Annotated in this window: 18 protein-coding genes and 2 tRNA genes; 11 read left to right on the top strand and 9 right to left on the bottom strand. The window is 67.1% G+C overall.

Going from position 1 to position 21,861, the window contains the following annotated elements:
- The first annotated feature begins 110 nt into the window (after positions 1-110).
- The 11 genes from RZE79_RS17575 to RZE79_RS17525 all read left to right on the top strand — a co-directional run bounded on the left by RZE79_RS17575 (position 111) and on the right by RZE79_RS17525 (position 14,965).
- Positions 111-458 carry a hypothetical protein gene (locus RZE79_RS17575; protein WP_319355612.1) on the top strand — a complete coding sequence of 116 codons (348 nt, stop codon included), beginning with the start codon at positions 111-113 and terminating at the stop codon, positions 456-458.
- A gap of 117 nt (positions 459-575) precedes the next feature.
- Positions 576-9,659: a PLxRFG domain-containing protein gene (locus RZE79_RS17570; protein WP_319355611.1), complete on the top strand. Its 9,084-nt coding sequence runs from the start codon at positions 576-578 to the stop codon at positions 9,657-9,659.
- Positions 9,660-9,724: 65 nt separating this feature from the next.
- The gene (locus RZE79_RS17565; RefSeq protein WP_319355610.1) at positions 9,725-10,132 is read left to right on the top strand and encodes a hypothetical protein; all 408 of its coding nucleotides are present in this window, start codon (positions 9,725-9,727) and stop codon (positions 10,130-10,132) included.
- Positions 10,132-11,337: a hypothetical protein gene (locus RZE79_RS17560; RefSeq protein ID WP_319355609.1), complete on the top strand. Its 1,206-nt coding sequence runs from the start codon at positions 10,132-10,134 to the stop codon at positions 11,335-11,337. Before RZE79_RS17565 ends, RZE79_RS17560 begins: the two co-directional genes overlap by 1 nt.
- Positions 11,328-11,708 carry a hypothetical protein gene (locus RZE79_RS17555; RefSeq protein WP_319355608.1) on the top strand — a complete coding sequence of 127 codons (381 nt, stop codon included), beginning with the start codon at positions 11,328-11,330 and terminating at the stop codon, positions 11,706-11,708. Before RZE79_RS17560 ends, RZE79_RS17555 begins: the two co-directional genes overlap by 10 nt.
- Positions 11,705-12,448 carry a hypothetical protein gene (locus RZE79_RS17550; RefSeq protein ID WP_319355607.1) on the top strand — a complete coding sequence of 248 codons (744 nt, stop codon included), beginning with the start codon at positions 11,705-11,707 and terminating at the stop codon, positions 12,446-12,448. Before RZE79_RS17555 ends, RZE79_RS17550 begins: the two co-directional genes overlap by 4 nt.
- A 9-nt stretch (positions 12,449-12,457) precedes the next feature.
- Positions 12,458-12,796 (top strand): hypothetical protein, encoded by a 339-nt coding sequence (locus RZE79_RS17545; protein WP_319355606.1) that lies wholly within the window; start codon positions 12,458-12,460, stop codon positions 12,794-12,796.
- A 50-nt stretch (positions 12,797-12,846) separates the two neighbouring features.
- Entirely contained in the window at positions 12,847-13,116 is a 270-nt protein-coding gene (locus RZE79_RS17540; protein ID WP_319355605.1) for a holin, read from the top strand.
- Entirely contained in the window at positions 13,116-13,670 is a 555-nt protein-coding gene (locus tag RZE79_RS17535; RefSeq protein ID WP_319355604.1) for a glycoside hydrolase family protein, read from the top strand. Before RZE79_RS17540 ends, RZE79_RS17535 begins: the two co-directional genes overlap by 1 nt.
- 9 nt (positions 13,671-13,679) lie before the next feature.
- Entirely contained in the window at positions 13,680-14,207 is a 528-nt protein-coding gene (locus RZE79_RS17530; protein ID WP_319355603.1) for a hypothetical protein, read from the top strand.
- A gap of 128 nt (positions 14,208-14,335) precedes the next feature.
- The gene (locus RZE79_RS17525; RefSeq protein WP_319355602.1) at positions 14,336-14,965 is read left to right on the top strand and encodes an RNA ligase family protein; all 630 of its coding nucleotides are present in this window, start codon (positions 14,336-14,338) and stop codon (positions 14,963-14,965) included.
- A 127-nt stretch (positions 14,966-15,092) separates the two neighbouring features.
- Here the strand turns inward: RZE79_RS17525 and RZE79_RS17520 are convergent, their stop codons facing one another.
- The 9 genes from RZE79_RS17520 to RZE79_RS17480 form a co-directional block, all read right to left on the bottom strand.
- Complete coding sequence (locus tag RZE79_RS17520; protein WP_319355601.1) at positions 15,093-15,809, bottom strand: SOS response-associated peptidase family protein; 717 nt, start codon at positions 15,807-15,809, stop codon at positions 15,093-15,095.
- 32 nt (positions 15,810-15,841) lie between these two features.
- Positions 15,842-16,369, bottom strand: coding sequence for a nucleoside 2-deoxyribosyltransferase (locus tag RZE79_RS17515; protein ID WP_319355600.1), 528 nt, complete (start codon positions 16,367-16,369; stop codon positions 15,842-15,844).
- Between the two features lie 47 nt (positions 16,370-16,416).
- A complete protein-coding gene (locus tag RZE79_RS17510) occupies positions 16,417-17,610 on the bottom strand; it encodes a tyrosine-type recombinase/integrase (RefSeq protein WP_319355599.1) in 1,194 nt (397 codons plus the stop codon).
- A 133-nt stretch (positions 17,611-17,743) separates the two neighbouring features.
- Positions 17,744-17,820 (bottom strand) — tRNA-Arg (locus RZE79_RS17505).
- Positions 17,821-18,381: 561 nt separating this feature from the next.
- A complete protein-coding gene (locus RZE79_RS17500) occupies positions 18,382-18,567 on the bottom strand; it encodes a hypothetical protein (protein ID WP_153283943.1) in 186 nt (61 codons plus the stop codon).
- A 333-nt stretch (positions 18,568-18,900) separates the two neighbouring features.
- Positions 18,901-18,977: transfer RNA gene (locus RZE79_RS17495), tRNA-Pro, on the bottom strand.
- Positions 18,978-19,012: 35 nt separating this feature from the next.
- Entirely contained in the window at positions 19,013-19,717 is a 705-nt protein-coding gene (locus RZE79_RS17490) for a glutathione binding-like protein (RefSeq protein WP_319355598.1), read from the bottom strand.
- Positions 19,718-19,830: 113 nt separating this feature from the next.
- On the bottom strand, positions 19,831-20,094 hold the full coding sequence (locus RZE79_RS17485; RefSeq protein ID WP_319355597.1) for a UBP-type zinc finger domain-containing protein: 264 nt from the start codon (positions 20,092-20,094) through the stop codon (positions 19,831-19,833).
- Positions 20,095-20,114: 20 nt separating this feature from the next.
- The gene (locus RZE79_RS17480) at positions 20,115-21,791 is read right to left on the bottom strand and encodes an FAD-dependent oxidoreductase (protein WP_319355596.1); all 1,677 of its coding nucleotides are present in this window, start codon (positions 21,789-21,791) and stop codon (positions 20,115-20,117) included.
- Positions 21,792-21,861: the final 70 nt, after the last annotated feature.

Here is a 21,861-nt window from a genome sequence, read left to right as displayed (position 1 = left end):
GGCGAGGAGAATTGCTCTTCGGCCTACAAAGCTCACTCGCCAAGTCAGACGACGGCGTAAAACTTAGTGAGTACGATCTGGGAAGAATTCACAGTTTGAAAGCAGCCACCATGAAGCTCAATCGTCATTTCTTCCTCGCTGCTCTGTTCGCAGGCAGTTTGGTCGCTCCCGCCGTGGCTGATCCGCACAAGGACGAAAGTGGGCACGGGCGCGGCAAAGGTCGGCACAGCGACCGTGAATACAAAGAAGAGTACTGGGATGGCCGCTGTAAGGTTGAGCGGAAGTGGGAGAAAGGTGAATACAAGGAAGAGCGAAAGTGCAAAGGGGGTTCATCGCGCTCGCGCCAATCCGATGGTCCTTACTATGCTGCGCAGCCTGTCTATCCCGCGCCGCAGCCTGGGGTGATTGTGGAACGCCCGGCCGTAGTCATTCAGCCCCAAATCGTGATTCGACCTTGAGCTGCCACGTTCCATTTTTCCCTCGTCACGTCTGACTTTGAAACGGCCCGCGAGGGCCGTTTGCATTTGCCCCCTCTAGGGTTCGACGCCTGAGGCCCCGGGCGGAAGACTGGGGGGATGAGCGATACCGAATGGGAAAAGGGCGACCTCCGCCCGCCAAGCACCTCTGCCACGGACTGGGAAAGTGGGGACCTCAAACCGCCGTCAAGTCGCAGTGCCCTTGCCGTCGCGAACGACACGGTGATCGAGGCCGCCAACGCGGTGGCCGGTGGCGTCTCCGCCGCGGCCAACTTCGTGAAGCCCGGCAATGCCGTCTCGAAGTTCATCGACGACAAGATCATCAAGGCCGGCGAGGAATCGCAGAGCGATGTGGTCAAGGCGTCGAAGAAGAAATTCCGCGACGACGTGGAAGGCGCCGACGGTGTCGGCGATGAGCTGAAGGCGGCCGGCGGCTACGTGCTGGAGAACCCGCTGCTGTCGGCGGCCCAGGCCGCGGGCTCGTTCGTCGGGCCCGGCGCGGCGATCAAGGGCGCCGGAGCGGCTGCGCGCGCTGTCGGTGCTGGTGCGAAGGCAGTGGAGCGCGCTGGCCTTGCTGGTGGTGCGGCTGCTGGTGCCGCGATGGCCGGCGGCGATGCAGCCGGCACGGCCTACGACCTCGCGTCGAAGGCGGGCGCGACCGATGACCAGGCCACGGCCGCGGGCCGGCAGGCCAGCGTGATCCCGGCCGTGGTCGGCGCCGCCGGCAGTCTGGTCGGCGCAGAGCGCCTGGTGGCCGGCGCCAAGGGCTTCGGCGGCGGTGCACTCGCGCGCGCAGGCAAGACGGCAGCCATCGAAGCCGTGCAGGAAGGGTTCGAAGAAGGCATCACGCAGTACGAGGGCCAGCGCGCGGCAGTGCCGTTCGATCCGACCATCGACCCGACGAAGGGCGTGGCAGCCGCGGCCGGCATGGGCGCTGCGCTGGGCGGCATCACCGGCGGCGGCGTTTCGCTGCTGACCGGCGGGCATGGGGGCGCTGCGCCCGCGCCGGCCGCTGCACCGCTGCTGCTCACGAATGAACCCGACCCACTGGTGGGCTTCCCCGACGGCACGGTGGGGCGGCAATCCGAGATCGACGCCTATCTGGCAAGCCTTCCCGAGGAGCAGCGTGCGGCAGAGCGCGCTCGCATGATGGGCTTGGCGCCCGAGGCGGTTGCACCTGCACCAGCGCCCGACACCGCAGGCGCCGAGGATGCGCGCCGCACCGCCATCACCCGACTCAACGAGCTGAACCAGCAGGAACGCGGCGAGCCCAGCGTGGCCCAAGTTGCGCCCCCTGACGGCGCGGCCGTGCTGGCGCAGCAGCGCGCAGCCGAAGAGGCGGCGCGCCAGGCCGAGATCGAAGCGTCGCGTGCCGTGACCGGTCCCGATGACGAGATCCTTCAATCCATCGGTGCGGCCGATGCCGCACCCTTGCTGCCTTCGCAGCGCATGGGCCTGGACCCGGCCGCCGGGCCGCTGTCGTCCGCGGCTGTGGTCGCGGTGGACAGCGGCGCGTCGCAGCAGCTGGCCGAGGAGGCGGCGTTGCAACAGGCGGCTGAGGTGGCGAAGGAGCAGGGCGATGCCGAGCAAGTGGGCCTCGATTTCTCCGCTGAACGACCGGGTCGCGAGCAGCTTGTCGAAGCGCACGCAGCCGACCTGCAGGAGCGTCTCGACTTCTTGCACCAGCAGGGCCGCACCACCGGCTGGGATGCCCGGCTCATCGCAGAGCGTGACCGTGTGCAGGCTGAGCTGGCCGCGCTGGCCCCCGCCGTGGCTGCCCCTGCGCCCGCGCCTGCACCCACCACTGTGAAGGAAGGCGTTGCACAGGCCCGCGCGCGCCGTGGTGCTTCGAAGGGCGAGGCACCTGCGCCGGCCCAGGGCGCCGCCGTGCCTTATGACGCGGCGGCGCGGCCGAGCGCCTGGCGCACGAACGCGCTGCAGGCGCGCAAGGTCGCGAAGTCGCTTGGCATCGACCCCAACGGCCTGCGCACGCCGCAGATCGTTGCGGCCATCGATGCGCGCGATGCGCAGGTCCAAACCCAACCCCAAGGAGGTGAAGATGTTGCAGCCGCACGTGGTGTTCGGGTGGCAGATGACGGCGCACGCAGCCCTGCTGGTACTGCGCCGGACACGGCAGGCCGGCCGGCACGAGACACGCAGCCTGATGGAGCTGCTGCCGCGCGAGGCGCCGATACCGGCGGAGCTGTTTCCCCTGTGCTCGAAGCTGTACCTGATGCAGCTCGCGGCAGCGAGCGCCAGCCTGCACTGAGCGAGGAAGCCGCGCCCGCCGCCGCTGTGGACGCTGCGGCGCACGAGGCCGCCACGAGCCCACGGAACGACACGGCCGAACCGACGCAGGCGCAGAAGGAGGCCGGCAACTACAAGCTGGGCCACCTCTCTGGCCCGGACGTACAGGGCCTGCGCATCAGCATCGAGAACCCGCAGGGCAGCACGCGCAGCGGCACGTCGCCGGACGGCACCGAATGGAGTAACACGATGGCCGCTCACTACGGCTACGTGAAGGGCACCGAGGCCGCAGACGGCGATCACGTCGACGTGTTCGTCGGCCCGCACGCTGCCACCGCGTCGACGGTCTACGTGGTGGACCAGCTCAACGCCGATGGCTCCTACGACGAGGCCAAGGCCCTGCTCGGGTTCAACACCGAGGCCGAGGCCGTGGCCGCCTACAAGGGCAGCTACGACGCTGACTGGAAGGTGGGCCCCATCACCGCGATGTCGGTGGACGAATTCAAGGCCGGCCTGGCGGCGGGCCGCTTCAAGAAGGCGTTGTCGCCGAGCCTGCAACCGGTCGCCAAGCCAGCCCGCGGCGTGCTGGCCAAGATGCAGAAGGCGAAGGTGCAGCGCGAGACGAAGGCTGTGCGCGCCGTGCGTGAGGCCGAAGAGGCGCGCGCCACCTACTTCACGCCTGGCAACGTGGTGCGCGGCTACGGCGGCTTCGACCGAGTCGTCAGCTATCAGCCAGCCGACGGTGAGGGGCGGTGGAGCGTGACCGTGCAGGAGGTACGCAAGACCGGCTCGGCGACGTTCGAGGACGTGCCCGATGCTGACCCGCGCACCCACAGCACGCAGCCTGACCCGCGGGCAATGAAGACGGGGCCGGCGGGTCGGGTGGCGGTGCCGGCGGCCGCCGCGCCCGTTCCCCAGCCTGTTGAAAACGGGGAGTCGTTCGGTGAGCTCTACCACGGCACACCGCTGCCGTTCGAGAGGTTCGACGCGGACCGGCTCGGGAAGATGGGTTCGGGCGAGGACCACCAAGGGCGCGCGGTCTACCTGACGTCCGACCGCACCGGCTATGCCCGCTTCTTCGCGCGCAATGCTGTGGCGAAGAGGGCGAACAAGGACACCAGTCTTTCCGAGGAGCAGCGCGAGGCGCTGTACGACAGTGACGGTGTTGTCCTGCGCGTGCGGCTTTCGCCGGAAGCCCGGATCTACGACATGCGCGCTGGCGGGCAACCCGCCGAGCTGCAGCGCCTCTTCGGTGCCGCGAATTCGGACAAGGCTGCCGGGGAGGAGTTTCGCAAGCGGCTGATGGACATGGGGTATGACGGCGTGGCGTTCAATGAGCCGGTGGCCCCGGAAGGCTGGCAGACCGCCCCGAACGCGACCACGGTGGCCGTCTACCGGACCGAATTGGCACAGATTCAGGGGAGTGAGGCCCCGACCCGACCGACGCAATCCGACGCGCCCCCGGCTTCGGGTGAGACTGCGCCGCGCGATGATCGGATCGTGGACTTCGGCGAGAAGATCGGCGGAGCCCGGAAGGATCGAGCCGAGAAGACCGGAACGCGCGCATCGGCCGCGCCGAAGGACGACCGGCCCGCCTGGGCTCGGCGATTCGAGGTCTCGCAGATCGCCAAGAGCCGGAACGCCGCCGAAGAGGGGCGTTGGGTCATTCGCGACAAGCGCTCGCTGGACTTTATGAAGCAGCCGCGACAGGTCGGGCGCGACAACTTCGCCACGCGCGAGGCGGCCGAGGCGGCCATCCCGCTGGCGGCCGTCAGCCTCAAGCACCGACCGGTGCCCACGCGCGATGGCAAGTTCGAAATCTGGCGCGACGTGACGGATCGCAAGCGCGTGAAGGTGGTTGAGCAGGCCTTCGAGAGCCGCGAGGCTGCGCTGCGCTACATGGCCGAGAACGCTCAGGCCATCATCGAGACCAACACCACTTTCGGCGAGGCCGACCTGCCGCGGCCATCCAGCGAGCAGCGTGTCGGCGTCGAGCGCCGCACCGGCGACGTGAAGGACGGTGACTTCGGCGGCACCTTCGGCTTCCGTGGCGTGGAGTTCGGCAACTGGAACAACCAGGTCGACCGTCAGCAGCTGCTGAACGATGCCTACGACGGCCTGCTGGACCTGGCCGAGGTCATGGGCATTCCGCCGCGGGCCATCAGCCTCGACGGCGAGCTGGCCCTGGCCTTCGGCGCCCGGGGCAGCGGGCTGAGCGGCGCCCGCGCGCACTACGAGCCTGCGAAGGCGGTCATCAACCTGACGAAGATGAACGGCGCCGGCTCGCTCGCGCACGAGTGGTTCCATGCCATGGACCACTATTTCGGTCGCCAGGACGGCAAGTCCTCGACCGAGTGGGTGACGGACAAGGACGGCACGCGCTCTCTGCAGGTCGGACCCGCGTTCGAGGGCGAAGCAGCGAGCGGCGGCCTGCGCGGCGAGCGCTCAGGTGTGCGTGCGGAGGTGCGCGAAGCCTACGACGGCCTGATGCGAACCATCGCCAAGAAGGCCGAGCACTACGTGGAAGACACGGCGAATGCCGACCGCTTCGTGGCGCGGGCGCGCGAAGGTGTGCAGCAGCGGCTCGCGGATATCCGCACGGGCCTTGCCCAGGCGCTCGATGCCCGCTACTACAAGCGAAACAACAAGCCGGCCACGGCCGAGCAGCTTGCAGAGTTCGACACGGTGGCCCAGCAGATCCTCGACGGCATCGCGCTCGACCTGCGCCTCGGGGAGAAGACTGCGAAGTCCCGTGGCGTGCTGGCCGGCGTGCGCTGGACCAACGACGCGCTCGAGAAGGTCAGCGCGATCATGAAGACCACGCGAGGTCGCAACGGCTTTGGCGCCGACGGCAATGGCCCGTTGGACAAGCTGCGCGTCGACATGCAGCTGTACAGCGCCCGGCTCAAGATGCTGGCCGATGCGCAGCAGGGCAGCGAGAAGACCCGCATGGTGCCCACCCAGTTCGTGATGGACGCGAAGGAGCTGGACCAGGGGCGCGGCACCGACTACTGGACCACGCCGCACGAGATGGCGGCGCGGGCCTTTCAGGGCTACGTCGAAGACAGGATCGCGGAGCGCGGCGGTGCGAGCCCGTTCCTCAATTTCGGCCCCGAGAACGTCGCCATCCCGACGCCGTGGGGCTTCAAGCGCCCGTTCCCGCACGGCGCAGAGCGTGTCGCCATCAACAAGGCACTCGACAGGCTCGTGAAGGTCATCCAGACCCGGGAAGGTGAGGGCGGGAACGTTGCACTGTTCCGCCGTTCGGACGACGGCCTGGCAGGCCTGACGCCTGCGGTGGCGAACGCAATGCGTGCGCTCAGTCGCCCGTCCTATTCGCCGGAGGCCCGCATGCAGGCAGTCACCGGCGTGCAGAAGACCGTGGACGCCATTCGTGCGGCTTGGGGCAATGGGCCTGACGTCGTGGTCGCGTTCGACATGGGCGATCCTGTGGTGCCGGCCGCTGCGCGGCGCGCTGACCTGAAGCAGCGCAGCGGCGGCGCACGCGGCGCGCCGGAGGGCTTCTACTACCGCGGCAAGGCCTACCTGATGGCGTCGCGCCTGCCGAGCGCCGAAGACGCCGCCCGCGTGCTCTATCACGAGGTGCTGGGCCACCACGGGCTGCGCGGCCAGTTCGGCAAGCAACTCGACGGCGTGCTCAACCAGATCGCGACGATGCGACGCGCGGAGGTCGACGCCAAGATCAAGGAATACGGCCTGCGCGGCGTGAACAAGTTGGATCGACGCGCGGCGGCCGAGGAGGTGCTTGCCGAAATGGCGCAGCGCACGCCCGAGCTGCACTTCGTGCGGCGCGCGGTGGCAGCGATCCGCGCCTGGCTGCGCGAGCACGTGCCGGGCTTCCGTGGGCTGCGCTTGACCGACGACGAGATCGTCCGCAACTTCATCCTGCCGGCGCGCCAGTTCGTTGAGCGTGGCGCCGGAACGGACGCGCCGGACGCCGGACCGAGCTTTAGTCGCGCGAAGGATGACGCAACGCCGCAGCGCCAAGCATCGACCTTCGCAGAGGCCGATGACGCCGACATCATGTTCAGCCGTTCGAAGGTGGCGGGGTATGCCCGGACGGCCACGGCCGAGCTGAACAAGACCTTCAGCGCGCCGGGCACGCTTTCCTGGTGGCACAAGACCGTGGGCACCATGTACAACCTCGCCGAACGCTCGCCCGCCTTCAAACCGGTGTTCGAGGCCGCCCAGGGCTTCGTGGACGACGTGAGCTTCTTCGCCAACGACGCTGCGGAGCTGGCACCGAAGCTGCTGCCGAAGCTCGAGACGTGGCGCGACATCAAGAAGTCGCCCGTGGCCGCGGCAGACAACAAGGCTGTCGCCAAGCCGGTGTTTGAGGGCACGCTGACATGGGCCCGCGACGAACAGGGCAAGGCCGTGCAGGTGCAGAGCTTGATCGATGCAGCCGCCGGCCTGACGGCCGAGCAGAAGGCGCAGCGCCTGCTGCGCAATGGCCATCTCGACGAGCGCATGCTGAAGGCGTGGCAGGGCATGCCTCTGGAGTCCTACGAGAAGGCAGTGGGCACGCGCTTCGAGTCGCGCATGCTGCAGCCGGGCGTGGTCTGGAGCGATGCCGAGCTGCGCTCCATGTTCAACCTCAACGATGGCCAGGTGGAGCTCTACCGCGAGTTCCGCGATGCCACCGACCGCAGCCTGGACACGATGGCGCGCGCCGACATGCTGCGCTACGCAGGCGACGACGCCAAGGGCCTGCGCGGCATGGTGATGGATGCGCCGGATGCGCAGACGGCCGCGGTGCTGATCCGCGACCACCTGGTGCAGCTGGCGGGCGACCAGCCCGACCGCGCGACCCTGCTGCTGAACACCGCCAACGGCATCATCGACCGCGCGGACAAGGTTCGCGACCTTCAGGCCCGCGGATATGCGCCGCTGTCGCGCTTCGGGCGCTTCACCGTCGATGCAGTGAACGCCGCCGGCGAGCGCCAGTACTTCGGCCTGTTCGAGACTGCGCGCGAAGCCAACACGATGGCGGCGCGCATGCGCGAGGAGTTCGGCGAAGCCGGCGTCAGCCAGGGCACGCTGTCGGAGGAGGCCTTCAAGATGTTCGCCGGTGTGACGCCGGAGACGCTGGAGCTGTTCGGCAATGCCCTCGGCCTCGACTCCACCGGCGACAGCGCGCAGGACAAGGCCTTCCAGGACTACCTGCGCCTCACGAAGACCAACCGCAGCGCCATGCGCCGGCTGATCCACCGCAAGGGCATCGCCGGCTTCAGCGAAGACGTGGGCCGCGTGCTGGCGACGTTCGTCTACAGCAACGCGCGGCAGACCGCCGCCGGCCTGCACATGGGCGACCTCGGCGAGGCCGTGACCGCAATCCCGAAGGCGCAGGGCGAGCTGAAGGACGCCGCGGTGCGCTTGGCCGAGTATGTGAAGAACCCGCAGGAAGAAGCGCAGGCGGTGCGCGGTCTGTTGTTCGCGCAGTACCTGGGCGGCTCGATTGCATCGGCGCTGGTGAATGCGCTGCAGCCCGTGCAGGTGACGTTCCCCTGGTTGAGCCAGTACGGCGGCGCGAAGGCGGCGGCCGCGCAGATTGGGCGGGCTGCGAAGGATCTGGCAGCGCGTGGCAAGAACTTCGAACCCGACCTTGCCGCGGCGCTGAAGCGCGCCGAGGCCGAGGGCGTCGTGGCGCCGCAGGAGGTGCACCAGCTCATGGCGCAGGCGCGTGGCGCGGGCACGCTGCGCTCCGGTGATGGAACCCAGGCCGGTGACCTGCGCGCGCTGGGCCAGAACGCGCTGTCGCGCGTGTCGCTGGCGTGGGGCAAGGTGTTCGGTGCGGCCGAGCAGCTGAACCGCCGCATCACCTTCATCGCGGCCTACCGCACCGCGAAGGCGCAGGGCATTGCCGATCCTGCTGGGTTCGCGCGCCAGGCCATCACCGAGACGCAGTTCCTGTACTCGAAGGCCAACAAGATGGAGTGGGGCCGCGGCGCCGTCGGCGGCACGCTGATGACCTTCAAGACCTATTCGGTCGCCTACCTGGAGCTGCTGCACCGCATGTACACGCAGGGCGGGCCCGAGGGCAAGCGCGCGGCGCTGTTGGCGCTGGGCATGCTGATGCTGATGGGCGGCGCCGGTGGCCTTCCGTTCGCTGAAGACCTGGAGGATGCGGCGGACGGCCTGGCGCAGATGATGGGCTACAACTTCTCATCGAAGAAGGCTCGGCAAGAGTTCCTGGAGAGCATGCTGCCGCGCGGTATCGCGCAGTTCATCGACAAGGGCGTGAGCGGCCTGCCGGGCGCGCCGCTCGACGTGTCGGGCCGCCTGGGCATGGGCAACCTGATTCCCGGCACCGGGCTGCTGCTGGAGAAGACCAGCCACGCGCGCGATGTGCTCGAGATCGCGGGCCCGGCCGGCGACTTCGCCAGCCGCATTCTTTCCGGCGGCCGCAGCGTGCTCACCGGTGACGTGGGCGCCGGCGTGCTGGAGATGTCACCGGCGGCGGTGCGTAATGCCGCGAAGGGCGCCGACATGGCGGCCACCGGCATGTATCGCGACGCCAAGGGTTACAAGGTGCTCGACACCGGCGCGCTGGAAGCGGCGATGAAAGGCATCGGCTTCCAGCCGGGCAGTGTGGCCACCATCCAGGAGGCGAATCGCATCAGCCAGGGGGCGAAGGCCTTCTACAACCTGCGCGCCCAGGAGATTCGCGCGCTGTGGGCGCAGGGCATCTTCGAGGGCGACGCGAAGAAGGTGCAGGCCGCGCGCGACCAGGTCGCAACGTGGAACGAGAAGAACCCTGAGCAGCCGATGCAGGTGCGCATCCCCGACGTGATGCGGCGCGTGCGCGAGATGCGGAAGTCGAAGGATGAGCGGATCGCGGACACAGCGCCGAAGGCGATGCGCGCGCAGCTGAAGGAGGACGCAGCGCGCGCTCGCGCTGACCTGGGCGTGTAGCCCCCTGTGGGGTTCGACGCCAGGAGGGGCCATTGACACCATGACGAGCATCCAAGGAGCTCTTCATGTCAGTCCAAAACTCCGACGCCGTGCGGAACGCCTACGGGGATGCCTGGGAGGGCACCATCGGCACCTCGGCAAAAATTCAGCTGCGCACCGGCGCGCAACCTGCGAACTGCGCTGCAGCTGCAGCGGGCACGCTCCTTGTCGAATTCGCGCTGGGTAGCGACTGGGCACCGGCCGCCGTGGGCGGCGTGAAGTCGCTCGGCGGCACGCCCATCGCTGGGACGGCGGTGGCCGCTGGTACGGCCGCCCACTATCGCATCTACAACACCGCGGGCACGGTCTGCCATGAGCAGGGCACGGTGACGATCACCGGCGGCGGTGGCGACGCGACCGTCGACAACCCCTCCATCGTGTTGGGCCAGACGGTCAACATCACCGGCTGGTCCAAGACGTTCCCGGGGGCGTGATGGCGCAGAAGTACTACCACAGTGGGCTCGCGGGAGCGCCGGTCCTCACCGGAGCCGCAGGCAGTCTGATTTCCGTGATTGATGCGGTCAACGACGGTTGGGGTACAGCGACGGCGACCTCCCTCGTGGTCAGCGGGGGCATCGCCACGGCAACCTTTTCTTCGCCACATGATGCCGACGTGGACATCACTGTGCGCGTGGCCGGGGCCACGCCGAGCGGGTTGAATGGCGATTGGATGCTGACGGCCAAGGGAGGTAGCACGATCTCCTGGCCGACCGCCGTGGCCGATGGCGCCGCGACGGGGACCATCACAGTCAAGATCGCGCCGCTGGGCTTGCTGAAGGCTTTTACGGGCGCGGGCAAGGCGGTCTACAAGTCGACTGCGCCGAGTGCCACCGGCTTCTGCCTGCGCGTGGACGACACGGGCACCACGTCGGCGCGTGTTGTGGCCTATGAGTCCATGACAGACGTGGACACCGGCACCAATGCCTTTCCCACGGCCGCGCAGGTCAGTGGTGGGATGTTCTGGAACAAGTCAGCGACGGCGGGCAGCACGGCGATCCCTTGGGAAATCCTCGGCGACGAGCGCGGCTTCTACTTCATGAAGGCGGTTCGAGTGCCCGCGAGCTCGACCTATCTCGGGCGCGACTGCAACTGGTTCGGCGACATCAACAACATCAAGTCCGCCGACGCATATGCATGCGTTCTTGTGGGGTCCACCTCGTTGACTGATGACGCTGGCGGGAATATTGGCTGGCTCGCATCCCCCTCGCAGGCCGCAGTCACGCCTTCGTACGTCGCACGTTCGCTGACACAGATCGGAACGTCGGCGCGCGGATACCGTACCGCAGCTATCGCGCCCTCCGCTTCCGCGACCTCAAATGTCTTCTCGGGAGGCACTGTGGATGCTTGCTTTGGGACCTACCCGGCAGCGGCCGATCTCTCTGCTCGAACAACTCCAATCATGTTCTCGGAGAACCCGGGCGTGACCGCGACCGACTCGCAACTGCGTGGCCTGTTCCCGGGCGCGTATTCGAGCTTGCTGCGGATTCCAGGCGGCACGTTCTCCGCGCGCGACACCATCGACGCGACGGGCGATATGGCGGGGAAGAAGCTGCTGGTTTGCCCGGCCTGGTCGGCTGCCGCGATACCAAGTTCCATGGCCGGCGCTTTCTTTCTCGACATCAAGGGGGCATGGCGTTGACCAACTACACCGTGCCTGTAGGCGTCATCAGCCCGCTGGCTGTGACGACCACCAGCCGGGAGGCGACGAGACCCGTTCTCATGCCCACGCTGTTCGTTCGCGACATCTACCATGGCGGTCTTGGGCGCATCGGTCCTTTCACTATCAAGGTGGATGCCGAACCGACGGATCTGCCGCTGCGTCGGCGCGTGCGCCTGTTTCGAGATCGTGATGGCCTCTTCATCCGTGAGGCGTGGAGCGACGCGGCCACCGGCCTGTATCAGTTCGACTGGATCGACCAGCGCGAGCGATACACGGCCATCGCCTACGACTACGAGCATGCCTTCGAGTCTCTGGTGGCCAGCAACCTCGCACCGACGTTGATCCCATGAGCGGCAACTTCGTCTTCAAACGCGCGCCCCAGGGCCACGGCAACTTCGTTTTCGGCGAGTCGGAAGAGGCTGGCGCTGTCGTGAGCGTATCGCAGCTGGTTGGTCAAGCGGCGCAGTCGGTGCTGGTCGCGGTGCTCTCCGCTATCGCTGTGAGTCAGGCTGTGCCGCAGCATGCCCAGGCGGCGTCCTTCCGGGCCGTGCCGGAGGTGGCCGCTGCGCAACTTGAGTCCGCGGCCTCCCAATCGGCGCTCCTGTCCACCGACGTGGATTCGGCGAGCCTGTCAGCCGGGCAATCGGCGGCGCCGACTGCGCAATCCGCTGCGTTCGGTGTCTTGGCGCGTGCTGCGGTGAGCCAGTCCGCCCTCGACGCTTCGCAGCTCGCGGCTTTCAGCGTGCCTGCAGCCACGGTCGCCGCTCAAGCGTCCGAGGCGGTAGTGCAGGACGGCCATTTCTCCGCACCGGCCGGCATCAACGCGGATCAGTCCGCAGCGCTCGACGGCCAGACCGTTGTTCTGCGGGCTGTGGTTGGCGTCTCTGTTGCGCATCTGCAGTTGCCCGAGACGCAGATTGTTGACCTCCACCATGTGTATCCCTTCGAGCGCAACGAACGCACCCTCATCGTCGCCGCTGAACGCCGGCGCTGCGCCTTCGCGCGCGAGGTCAGAAGCATGGCGGCCACGCCCGAGCTGCGCACCGCTGAATTCCAGGGCGAGCGGCGGCGCATCGCCGTGACTGACTGAAAGACCAGCATGGCCACACTGAAGCCCACCACCTACGTCGCTGACTCGAGGGGCGACCTTGTCATCGACCGCGACACCGACGCGCAGCTCGACTATTCCTTCGACTGGTCGGCTTGGCTGGCGCTGAATCCAGGCGACGCCATTGCATCGGTCGAGTTCAACGTCGACTCGTCGCTGACGGTGGTGAACCAGTCGCACGACGCCACCACGGCCACCGTGTGGCTCACCGGCGGCACCAAGCCTGTTACGGGCCCGAACAAGCTGCGCGTGACCTGCCGCATCACCACCACCAACACCCCGCCGCGGATCGATGATCGATCTGTGTTCCTGCGGATCGTTGAACGCTGATCCCCTGTAGGGTTTCACAGCGCGAGCTGCGCCCGGAATGATCCGGGCTCATGAGAAACGAAACCATCGATACCCTGGCCGCCGTCGGCGGCAAGGCTTCCGCGACCGGCGTAGGCATGACCGGCGTCGGATGGTTCCTCTCCAACGAGTTCTTCGGTCTGGTCGGTGCGTTCGTCGCCGTCGGCGGCCTAGTGCTGGCGTGGTACTACAAGCGCGAGGCCAACCGCCGGCAATTGGTCGAGCACGAGCTGCGCGTTGCGCGCCTGCGCCGGGGCATGAAGTCGGACACCGACCTGGCCGCCCTGGGGGAGGACGACTGATGCAGCGCATCCGCATCGCAGTTGCCGCCTTGACCCTTTCCGTCGCTGGATTCGCTGCATGGCAGGCCCACGAAGGCGACGGCCCGGTGACGGTGCGCGCAGACGGCACCGAGGTGCTGCATCCCTACGTTCCGACCCAAGGCGACGTGCCGACCATCGGCCACGGCTCGACCCGCTACGAAGACGGCACGCGAGTGACGCTTGCAGACCCCCCGATCACGCGCTGGCGCGCCGTCCAACTCGCGCGCAACTTGCACCGTGCCGAGGAGCGGCGCTTCGCCGCCTCTTTGCCAAATGTGGAGCTGTTCCAGGAGGAATACGACCTCTACATGGACTTCGAGGGGCAGTATGGAATCGGCAACTGGCTGAAGCCCAAGTCGCCGCGGACGTGGCTGTTGCGTGGGGACTACCTCGGCGCCTGTGAAGCGCTGCTGGCCTGGCGCTTCCAGGCCGGCCGCGACTGCCGACTGCAGCAGAACTGGGGCCCCAAGGGCTGCAAGGGCGTGTGGGTGCGGCAGCAGGCCCGACACAGCGCCTGCCTCGCTGCGCAATAGGAGAGGGCCATGCCTGACCTGCGCAACATCGCTATCTGGCTGCTGCTGGCCCTCGCCGTCGCGGGCTGGGGCACAGGCTGCGTGGAGCGCACGCGCGCGGCCGGCGCCCGCGCTGACCTTGCCGCTGAGAAGCGCAGCCGGACCGAAGAGAGTACCGCCCGCGCGCTGGCTGCGCTGGCCGACCTGCAGCGCACCGTCACGCTGATGGCGACACACGCCGAAATCCAGAAGGAGAACGCTGATGCATACGAAGCGCGCCTCGCGGTGCTGGCCAGCCGTGGCCGCACTGTTGCTGCTGAGCTTGGCCGGGTGCGCGAGCAATACCGCACCTTCGCCGCCCTTGATCGCGAGCAGGCCCTCAGCGACCCCGCTGCCTGCCAGCGTGTTGCAGATCGATCCGCAGTCCTCGCGGCCATGGCTGCACAAAGTCGAGAGCTTCTTGAGCGAGGCCGACTCATTGTTGAAGGGCGAGACAACGAAGTGCAGCTTCTGCTCGACACCGTGAAGAACGACCGCGCGCTGATCGCGCAGCCGTAGCGCCAAGATTGCCAGTCAACCCTCCGCCCAGGCCAACGCTGGGCGAAGGATTTTTTCGCTTTGTGCCTACGGCTTGCCCAGTCATCTGGCCGACAGCCGAGCCGCTCGAACGGTTGCACCTTGGCGCCATGCCGACGCTCGCCGACTACCCGCCCATGCTGCTCGAGGAGCGGCCCATCGACTTCGCGGAGCCGGGGTGGATCTACGAGATCAAGTTCGATGGTTACCGGATGACCGCTGAGTCCGACGGCGCCGTGCAGCTGCGCACCCGCAACGGGGCTGACGCAACGAAGTGGTTCCCAGAGGTGGCCTACAGCCTCGCGCGCGTGAAGGGTGGCCAGTACATCGTCGACGGGGAGGTCTGCGTGCTCGATGAGCTGGGCCGCAGCGACTTCGACAAGCTCCAAGACCGCGCCAAGCGCCGGCGCTGGTACGAGGGCGCCTCACCGGTCGTCTACTGCGTCTTCGACCTGCTGGTGAGCCGTGGCGTGGACATCACGCAGCAACCTCTGGTGCAGCGCAAGGCGGCGCTGGCCAAGCTATTCAAGCCAGCGCGGCCGGGGCTCCTTGTCGTCGGCCACTTCGACAGCCAGCCGGAGCGGCTCTTTGCCGAGGCGGTGATCCCGTTGAAGCTTGAGGGCCTGGTGGCCAAGAGGGCCGACAGTGTCTACCTGCCGGGCGTGCGCTCACCGGACTGGGTGAAGGTCAAGCGGCCCGGCGCCATCCCGGCGCAGCGGTTCAAGCGCGGGGCGCGGTGAATAGATACTTTCGCCGCTCGCCCCCTCGCCGGAGCCGGTGACGTCGGGCGTTTTGTGAATAGATACTCGCCGGCCGATACCATCTGCGGGTGGTATTTCGCGTTTACTGCCTACGGGTGGTATCGGGCTAGAACAGGCCCGGCTCTTCGGGCGGCTCGGCAGCCGGCGGCGCTGAGCTGGGACTCGCCTTCTTCGCGCGCGGCGGGAGCGGCGCCGGGTAGGTATCAAGCTGCCCCATCCACTGCTGGAAGAACTTCGGTGCTTCGGCCATAGGGCAGGTCAGCCAGCGGTCGTATTCCTCAGGGTCGAGGATCACGACCATGCGCTTCTCTTCACCCCACTTGTGAAAGCGGGACATGACCGGGTGCCCGTCGGCGTTCACGGTCAGCATGGCGAAGCTGAAGGCGGCTTCCCCGGTCTCGGGGTTGTTCCAGGTTTCCCAGATGCCGGCGATGCCCATGGGCACCTCGCCGGGCTGCTGGATGCGCCACCGCACGGGCTTGCTTTCGGCTGTCTCGTAGAAGGGTTCGAAGATGGCCTCGGCGGGCACGATGCAGCGTTGCCCCTTGCGCCAGGCGTTGCGGAAGCTCGGCAGCTTGGCGACCGTCTCGGTGCGGGCGTTGTAGGTCTTGCGGCCGTAGGCCAACTCCTTGGCGAAACCGGGCACCAAGCCGAATGCGCCGTCGTCCACGCGGCGATTGCCCGAGCCGTCCTCGGCCAAGCGGATGAACGGCGCCAGCCCGGTGGGCCACGTGACCTGCGGCGGCTCTTCACCCTTGCGCGCGACACCGAAGAACGACAGCAGGCGATCGGCGCGCGTGACGGTTTCGTAGTTGCTGCACATTCCAGAAGGATATGGGCAAGCTGCGCTGATGGCTACTTCCGCTGGTACAGGAGCACCGCCAGAGCCTGGATGGCTTCAGCTGCCGTCGGCACGATGACCGCCGAGCACGCGAGCATGAGATTCAGGGGGAGGCCGAAGTCTTCGACCGCGGCGCCGGCGGCATCGCGCAGGATTCCGTGCGCGTCAGGCGATGAGGGAACGCGGCCGGCGTAGCTGCCCGAGGGCACTCCATAAGCCACGACAGGCAAGCCCAGCATGATGGCCGCGCCGACCTCGAACACGGTGCCCGAGTCGGGCTCAGGGCCTCGGAATGGAGCCAAGTTTGCAATGAGGCCGTGGGCGCTCCGCAGCCGCTTCATGTTCTCCCGGTAGATGCGCCGGGCAATATTTTCAGGCGGGACTTGTGGCCCTGCCGGTTCGTGCTCGTCCGCGGGCAGGACCGCGCGAAGTTGATGCGCTTCGCAGATGGTCGCCAGGCCTTTGAGGTGGGCGGCTGCATCGGCTCGGAACACGTCCGGGCCGGCGACGTAGACACGCGGCCAGGAGCGAGGAATGGGCATGACGTGAGTATGCAGGTCAGGTCGACGGATCTGGTGCAAGAACTGAATCAGGCGGCCATGCGGGCCGCGAGGTCCTCGCCACGGATAGAGGCGTAGCGAAGCACCATCGAGTAGTCGGACCAGCCCATGATCTTGCAAATCTCGACGTCGCTGTACAGCCAGTGGCCGTCCTTGCCGCGCAGTTCGAACCACCGGCAGCAGGCCTCGTGCCGGAGGTCGTGCTCTTTGAAGTCCGGCACACGTGCGTGCGCGAACAGGCGCCGAAACGCCTGCACCAGCGCGCGGGTCGCAAGCTTCTTCCCTTTCTCGGTGCCGTCCCAGAACGGGAAAAGGAGCCCTGTCTTGCCTTCGACGTAGGGACGAAGCTTCGCGATCAGTGCCGGCTTCAGCGGAACGATGCGGGGCTTCGCCACGCCGCCGCGGCCCTTGGTCCCGTCGACCCTGGTGAAGCCGCGGTCGAGCTGGAGATACTCGACCTTCACTGTGTAGCCCTCGCGCAGCCGCACGCCGGAGTCGACGATGAGCTCGTAGAGCATCTGCAGGTCTGGATGGGGCGGTCGCACCCACTTCGCACCCGGGAGGCGCTCCCCACGCAGCGCCATGTCGATGCGGTCGCCTTCGCCCGGGCCGAAACGGCGTTCACGAGACTGGTCGCGCTTGGCTTTCTTCGGCTTTTCGGTGCTCGATGGGTCGGTGGCCAAACGCTCGCTCTCCTTGCGCAGCGCTTCGGCCTCATCGGCTGTGTAGGTGCTGTAGCCGTTCGGCAGGCCGCGGAAAGGGTTGGTCTGCTTGTGCGCGCCGTGGGCCGTGGTGCGCCGGATGTGCCAGTCCAAGATGCGGCCGTACACCCCGACCTTCTTGCGGATCGTGCCAGGAGAGTTGTTCGCCACCATCTTGAGCTTCTTCACGAAGGCGTCGACCCACTCGGCTGTCAGGCTGGAAACGCGCACCCCGAGGAACTCGCCCATCGTGGCGCTGAGCATTTCGGCATCGAAGGGCGTGACGGGCCCCAGCTTTTCATATGACCGGATCACCTCGACCACGAGCGGATCTTTGACCGCTGGCGCATCTGGCTGCAGGCCCTGGGGCACCATGCCGCGCCGAAGGTAGGACTTCAGGGTGTCGCGATACGTGATCGCCGCCTGCTCGCTCTCGAAAGTCGAGAAGTAGGGGCGCTCCAGCAGCTTGTGCTTGATGCGGAGTTGGAAGCGGCCGTCTCGCTCTTGAATGTTCTGCGCCATAGGGCAGAAGCGTACGAGAAATTGAGGGTAGCACCGCTACCTTTTTGGGTAGCGTGACAGCGCTTTGAACCGCTTTTAGTCGTTCGAATTTTCTCCGTGATCTGAGAAAATCCTTTTAAATCAACCACTTAGGTGGCCTGCCCGGAGGGGATCGAACCCCCGACAACCTGCTTAGAAGGCAGGTGCTCTATCCAACTGAGCTACGGGCAGATTCCGGTTGAGATGCGAGGGCCGGAGCCTTCAATTCTCGGGCCGCAAGAAATGCGGGAACAGACCGAAAAATCAACGGCCTGAACGCTTCTGCCTCTGACCGGGGAAGCGCGGATTCTACCTACATCCCTCCATGCACGACGCCTCCGCCGAGGGGCGCTGCTGGAGGAGGGAATGCGCCTGGATGGCTCGGGAGGAGACCCTGGCCGTCTCGACTGCCTGCTTCGACACGAGCTGCTTCTTGCAGCAGGCACGGCACCGATACAACCTGAGGGTCGGCAGCACCCTCATCCATGCTCGCCGCTCAATGCGACGAAGGCCTGCCAGGCCGCAGGAACATCGGAGAAACAGATTCAGCAGCATCACAGAAGAGTTCAAACCGGGAAGGTGTCGACACTCTTTCCCCGACGCTGCTTCGCGGTTTGCGCAACCGTGAAGCACCCGCGTTCGATTCTGTGGGTGCGAAGGGCCTGCAGCGAAAGGGCTGCACGCGCAACAGATTGCTAAGGACGGCCGTTTGGGCCGTGCGATGTCCTGCCGGGTCGCTGCGGTGGAGGGCTGTCAGGGGTTTTGCGAACGGTATTTCCACACGGCGTCGTTCACCGCGCGTTCGGACGCCAGTTGCTTTTTTCCGCAGGCGCCGCATTGGTAGAAGCGCTGGCTCGAGAAGAGACGCATCCATGGCCGGCGCTCGATGCGAACGAGATGCCTGAGGCCGCAAGAACAGCGGGAAAAGTAATTCAGCATCGGAAAGGGGTCCAGGGGTGATGAGGGTTTGCTGCGACGTCCATCCCTGACTCAGCTCTTCGGCTTTGTAAACGCAACTCAGCTTACTTTGTAAACAAGATCACGATTGAGTCGATTCTGCGTGACCGCCGAGTGTCACGCGGGTAGTCCCGTAAGAAAAAAGTTGCAGTCGCCGTGTAACAGCAAGGCAGTGGCGTTGCCTGATGTACGGAAACCAGTGGTTCGTGCTACGAAACGTCTAAAGGGCGCTTGAAACTCGCTGTGATGGCGACCGGCCCGGAAAAGAAAAAAGCCTGCAACGACTTTCATCGTTGCAGGCTTTCACTTTTCTTTTGGTCGGGGCGAAAGGATTCGAACCTTCGACCCTCTGGTCCCAAACCAGATGCGCTACCAGGCTGCGCTACACCCCGCCAAGCCTTCCATTCTAGCCCGAATAAGGGGCCGATCAGCGCTTCTCGTACTGGGTCTTGCCAAAAAGGATCTCGCGGGCCTTGTCATCGGTGATCGGGCGGCGCAGGTCGGCCAGCACTTTCACGCCGCGTTGCACGGCCGGGCGCGCGGCGATGCCGTCGAACCAGGCCTTCAGGTGCGGGTGGTCGGTGAGGGTGATGCCCTGGTTTTCCCAGCTGCGCAGCCACGGGAAGATGGCGATGTCGGCAATCGAATAGCTTTGGCCGGCGATGAACTTGTGCCTGGCCAATTGCCGGTCGATCACGCCGTACAGGCGCTTGGCCTCGTTGGTGTAGCGGTCGACGGCATAGGCGATTTTTTCGGGCGCGTAGATGCGGAAGTGATGCGCTTGGCCGAGCATCGGGCCGACGCCGCCCATCTGGAACATGAGCCACTGCAGCACGTCGTAGCGTTCGCGGTCGCCCGTGGGCAGGAACTTGCCGGTCTTGCCCGCGAGGTACACGAGGATGGCGCCTGATTCGAACAGCGAGATCGGCTGGCCGTCCGGTCCGTCGGGGTCGGTGATGGCGGGAATCTTGTTGTTCGGGCTGATCTTCAGGAACTCGGGTGCGAACTGGTCGCCGGTGCCGATGTTCACCGGGTGCGCGTGGTACGGCAGGCCGCACTCCTCGAGCATGATGTGAATCTTGTGGCCGTTCGGCGTGGGCCAGGAATAGACCTCGATGGGCGATGCGGGCATGTCGCGGAGCTCCAGATTGAGAGGGTTGTGACGGGAGAACGGCAGCATATACACGCGCATCCGGACGCGTGCGGGTGCGGGCATTGGCCGTTTGCCAGCTCGCCCTGGCTTGGTCACCCCACCTGTCGTTCGTGCGCGTTGCACCACATCCAGTGTTCGCCGGGCTCGATCGACTGGATCACGGGATGTTCTTCGGCCCGCGCGTGCTTCGTGGCGTGGCGGTTCTTCGACGAGTCGCAGCAGCCCACATGGCCGCAGTGCACGCACAGGCGCAGATGGACCCAGGTGTCGCCGGTCTTCAGGCAGTCTTCGCAGCCGCGGGGCGTGTGCGGTGGCGCGAGGTCGGCGGGAACGTGTTCGCAGGCTTGAATGGGCATGGGGTATGTCTGGAAAAAGTTCAGGCCACGGCCGAACTCGACGACAGGTGCTGGTGAATCAGCGCCACCACCGCGGCGCCTTCGCCGATCGCGCCGCCCACGCGCTTGACCGAGCCCGAGCGCACATCGCCCACGGCGAACACGCCGGACACGCTCGATTCGAGCGCCGCAGCGGGGCGCGCCGGAAAGCCGCTGCTCGCGGCCGGGCCCGTCAGCACGAAACCGTGGCGGTCGACCGACACGCCGCAGCCGTCGAGCCATGACGTTTCGGGCTCCGCGCCGACGAACAGGAAGATGTTGCGCGCCGGGCAGTCGTGCTCCTGGCCCGAGGTGTGGCAGCGCCACGTGGCGCCGGTCAGGCCTTCTTCGGGCGCGCCGTGCAGCCGCACGAGTTCGGTGTGCGGTTGCAGCGAGATGTTGGGCGTGGCCTCGATGCGGTCGATGAGGTAGCGCGACATGCTGGCCGCCAGCGACGGCCCGCGCACCAGCACGTTGACCTTGGCCGCGTGGCGCGACAGGAACACCGCCGCCTGGCCGGCCGAGTTGCCGCCGCCCACCAGCGCGACCTCTTGCTGCGCGCAGATCTTGGCCTCGATGGCCGAGGCCCAGTACCAGATGCCGCGGCCTTCGAATTCGGCCAGGCGCGGCACGCCGGGTCGGCGGTAGCGGGCACCGCTTGCAATGACCACCGTGCGCGCGCTGATCGTGCGACCGTCGGTGAGCTTCAGTGCGAGGCTGCCCAGCGCGTTCTCGCGCGAGCAGTCGAGCGCTTCCACCTGCGCCGGAATCAGCATCTCGACGCCGAACTTCTGCGCCTGAACGAACGCACGGCCCGCCAGCGCCTGCCCCGAGATGCCGGTCGGAAAGCCCAGGTAGTTCTCGATGCGCGCGCTCGCGCCGGCCTGTCCGCCGAAGGCGCGGCAGTCGAGCACGATCACGCGCAGCCCTTCGGAGGCCGCGTACACCGCGGTCGCAAGGCCGGCGGGCCCGGCGCCGACCACGGCCACGTCGTAGAGCTCGTCGCGCGCCGCGGTGTCGACCATGCCGAGGCAGCGCGCCAGGCCTTCGTCGCTCGGGTTGACGAGCACGGAACCATCGGGGCATACGGCCAGCAATTTGTCGGAGCCATATTGCGCGAGCAGCGCGGCGGCATCGGCGTCGGCGGCTGCATCGACCAGGTGATACGGATGGCCATTGCGGCGCAGGAAGTTCTCCAGCCGCGCCATCTCGGGCGAGTCGGGCCGGCCGATCAGCACCGGCCCCGCCGCACCCGATTCGATGAGCGCCACGCGCCGCAAGATCAGCGCGCGCGTGATGCGCTCGCCCAGGTCGGCCTCGGCCACGAGCAGCGCGCGCAAGCGGTCGGGTGGCACGACGAGCGCCTCAACCTCTTCGTCGGCATGCCCGTCGACCAGGGCAGGGCGCCCGCTGAGCTGGCCGACCTCGGCGAGGAATTCGCCCGGCCCCTGGCGTGCGATCGGCACCACATGGCCCAGGCCGTCGCGCTGCGTGACGGCGACCACGCCCTTGAGCAGCACGAACATGCCGGCGCCGGTCTCGCCGGCGGTGAACAGGCGCTCGCCGCGCGCAAAGCGCTGCACGCTGCCGAAGCTGGCGATGCGTGCCATCTCGGCGTCACTGAGGACGGGGAAAGTCTGGTGCAGGCGGCTGTTGGCGCCTGGTGCATCGGTGGCCATGGGATCGAACTCCGTGTCGCGAATGCCCCGCATTAGACGCCGAAGCGGCGCCAAAGCGACGCTGACGCGC

The sequence above is a fragment of the Variovorax sp. EBFNA2 genome, from assembly GCF_033802765.1.
Taxonomy (GTDB): Bacteria; Pseudomonadota; Gammaproteobacteria; order Burkholderiales; family Burkholderiaceae_C; genus Variovorax; species Variovorax paradoxus_H.
Note: the sequence above shows the minus strand (reverse complement) of the source record. Positions and strands in the feature narration are given on the sequence as shown.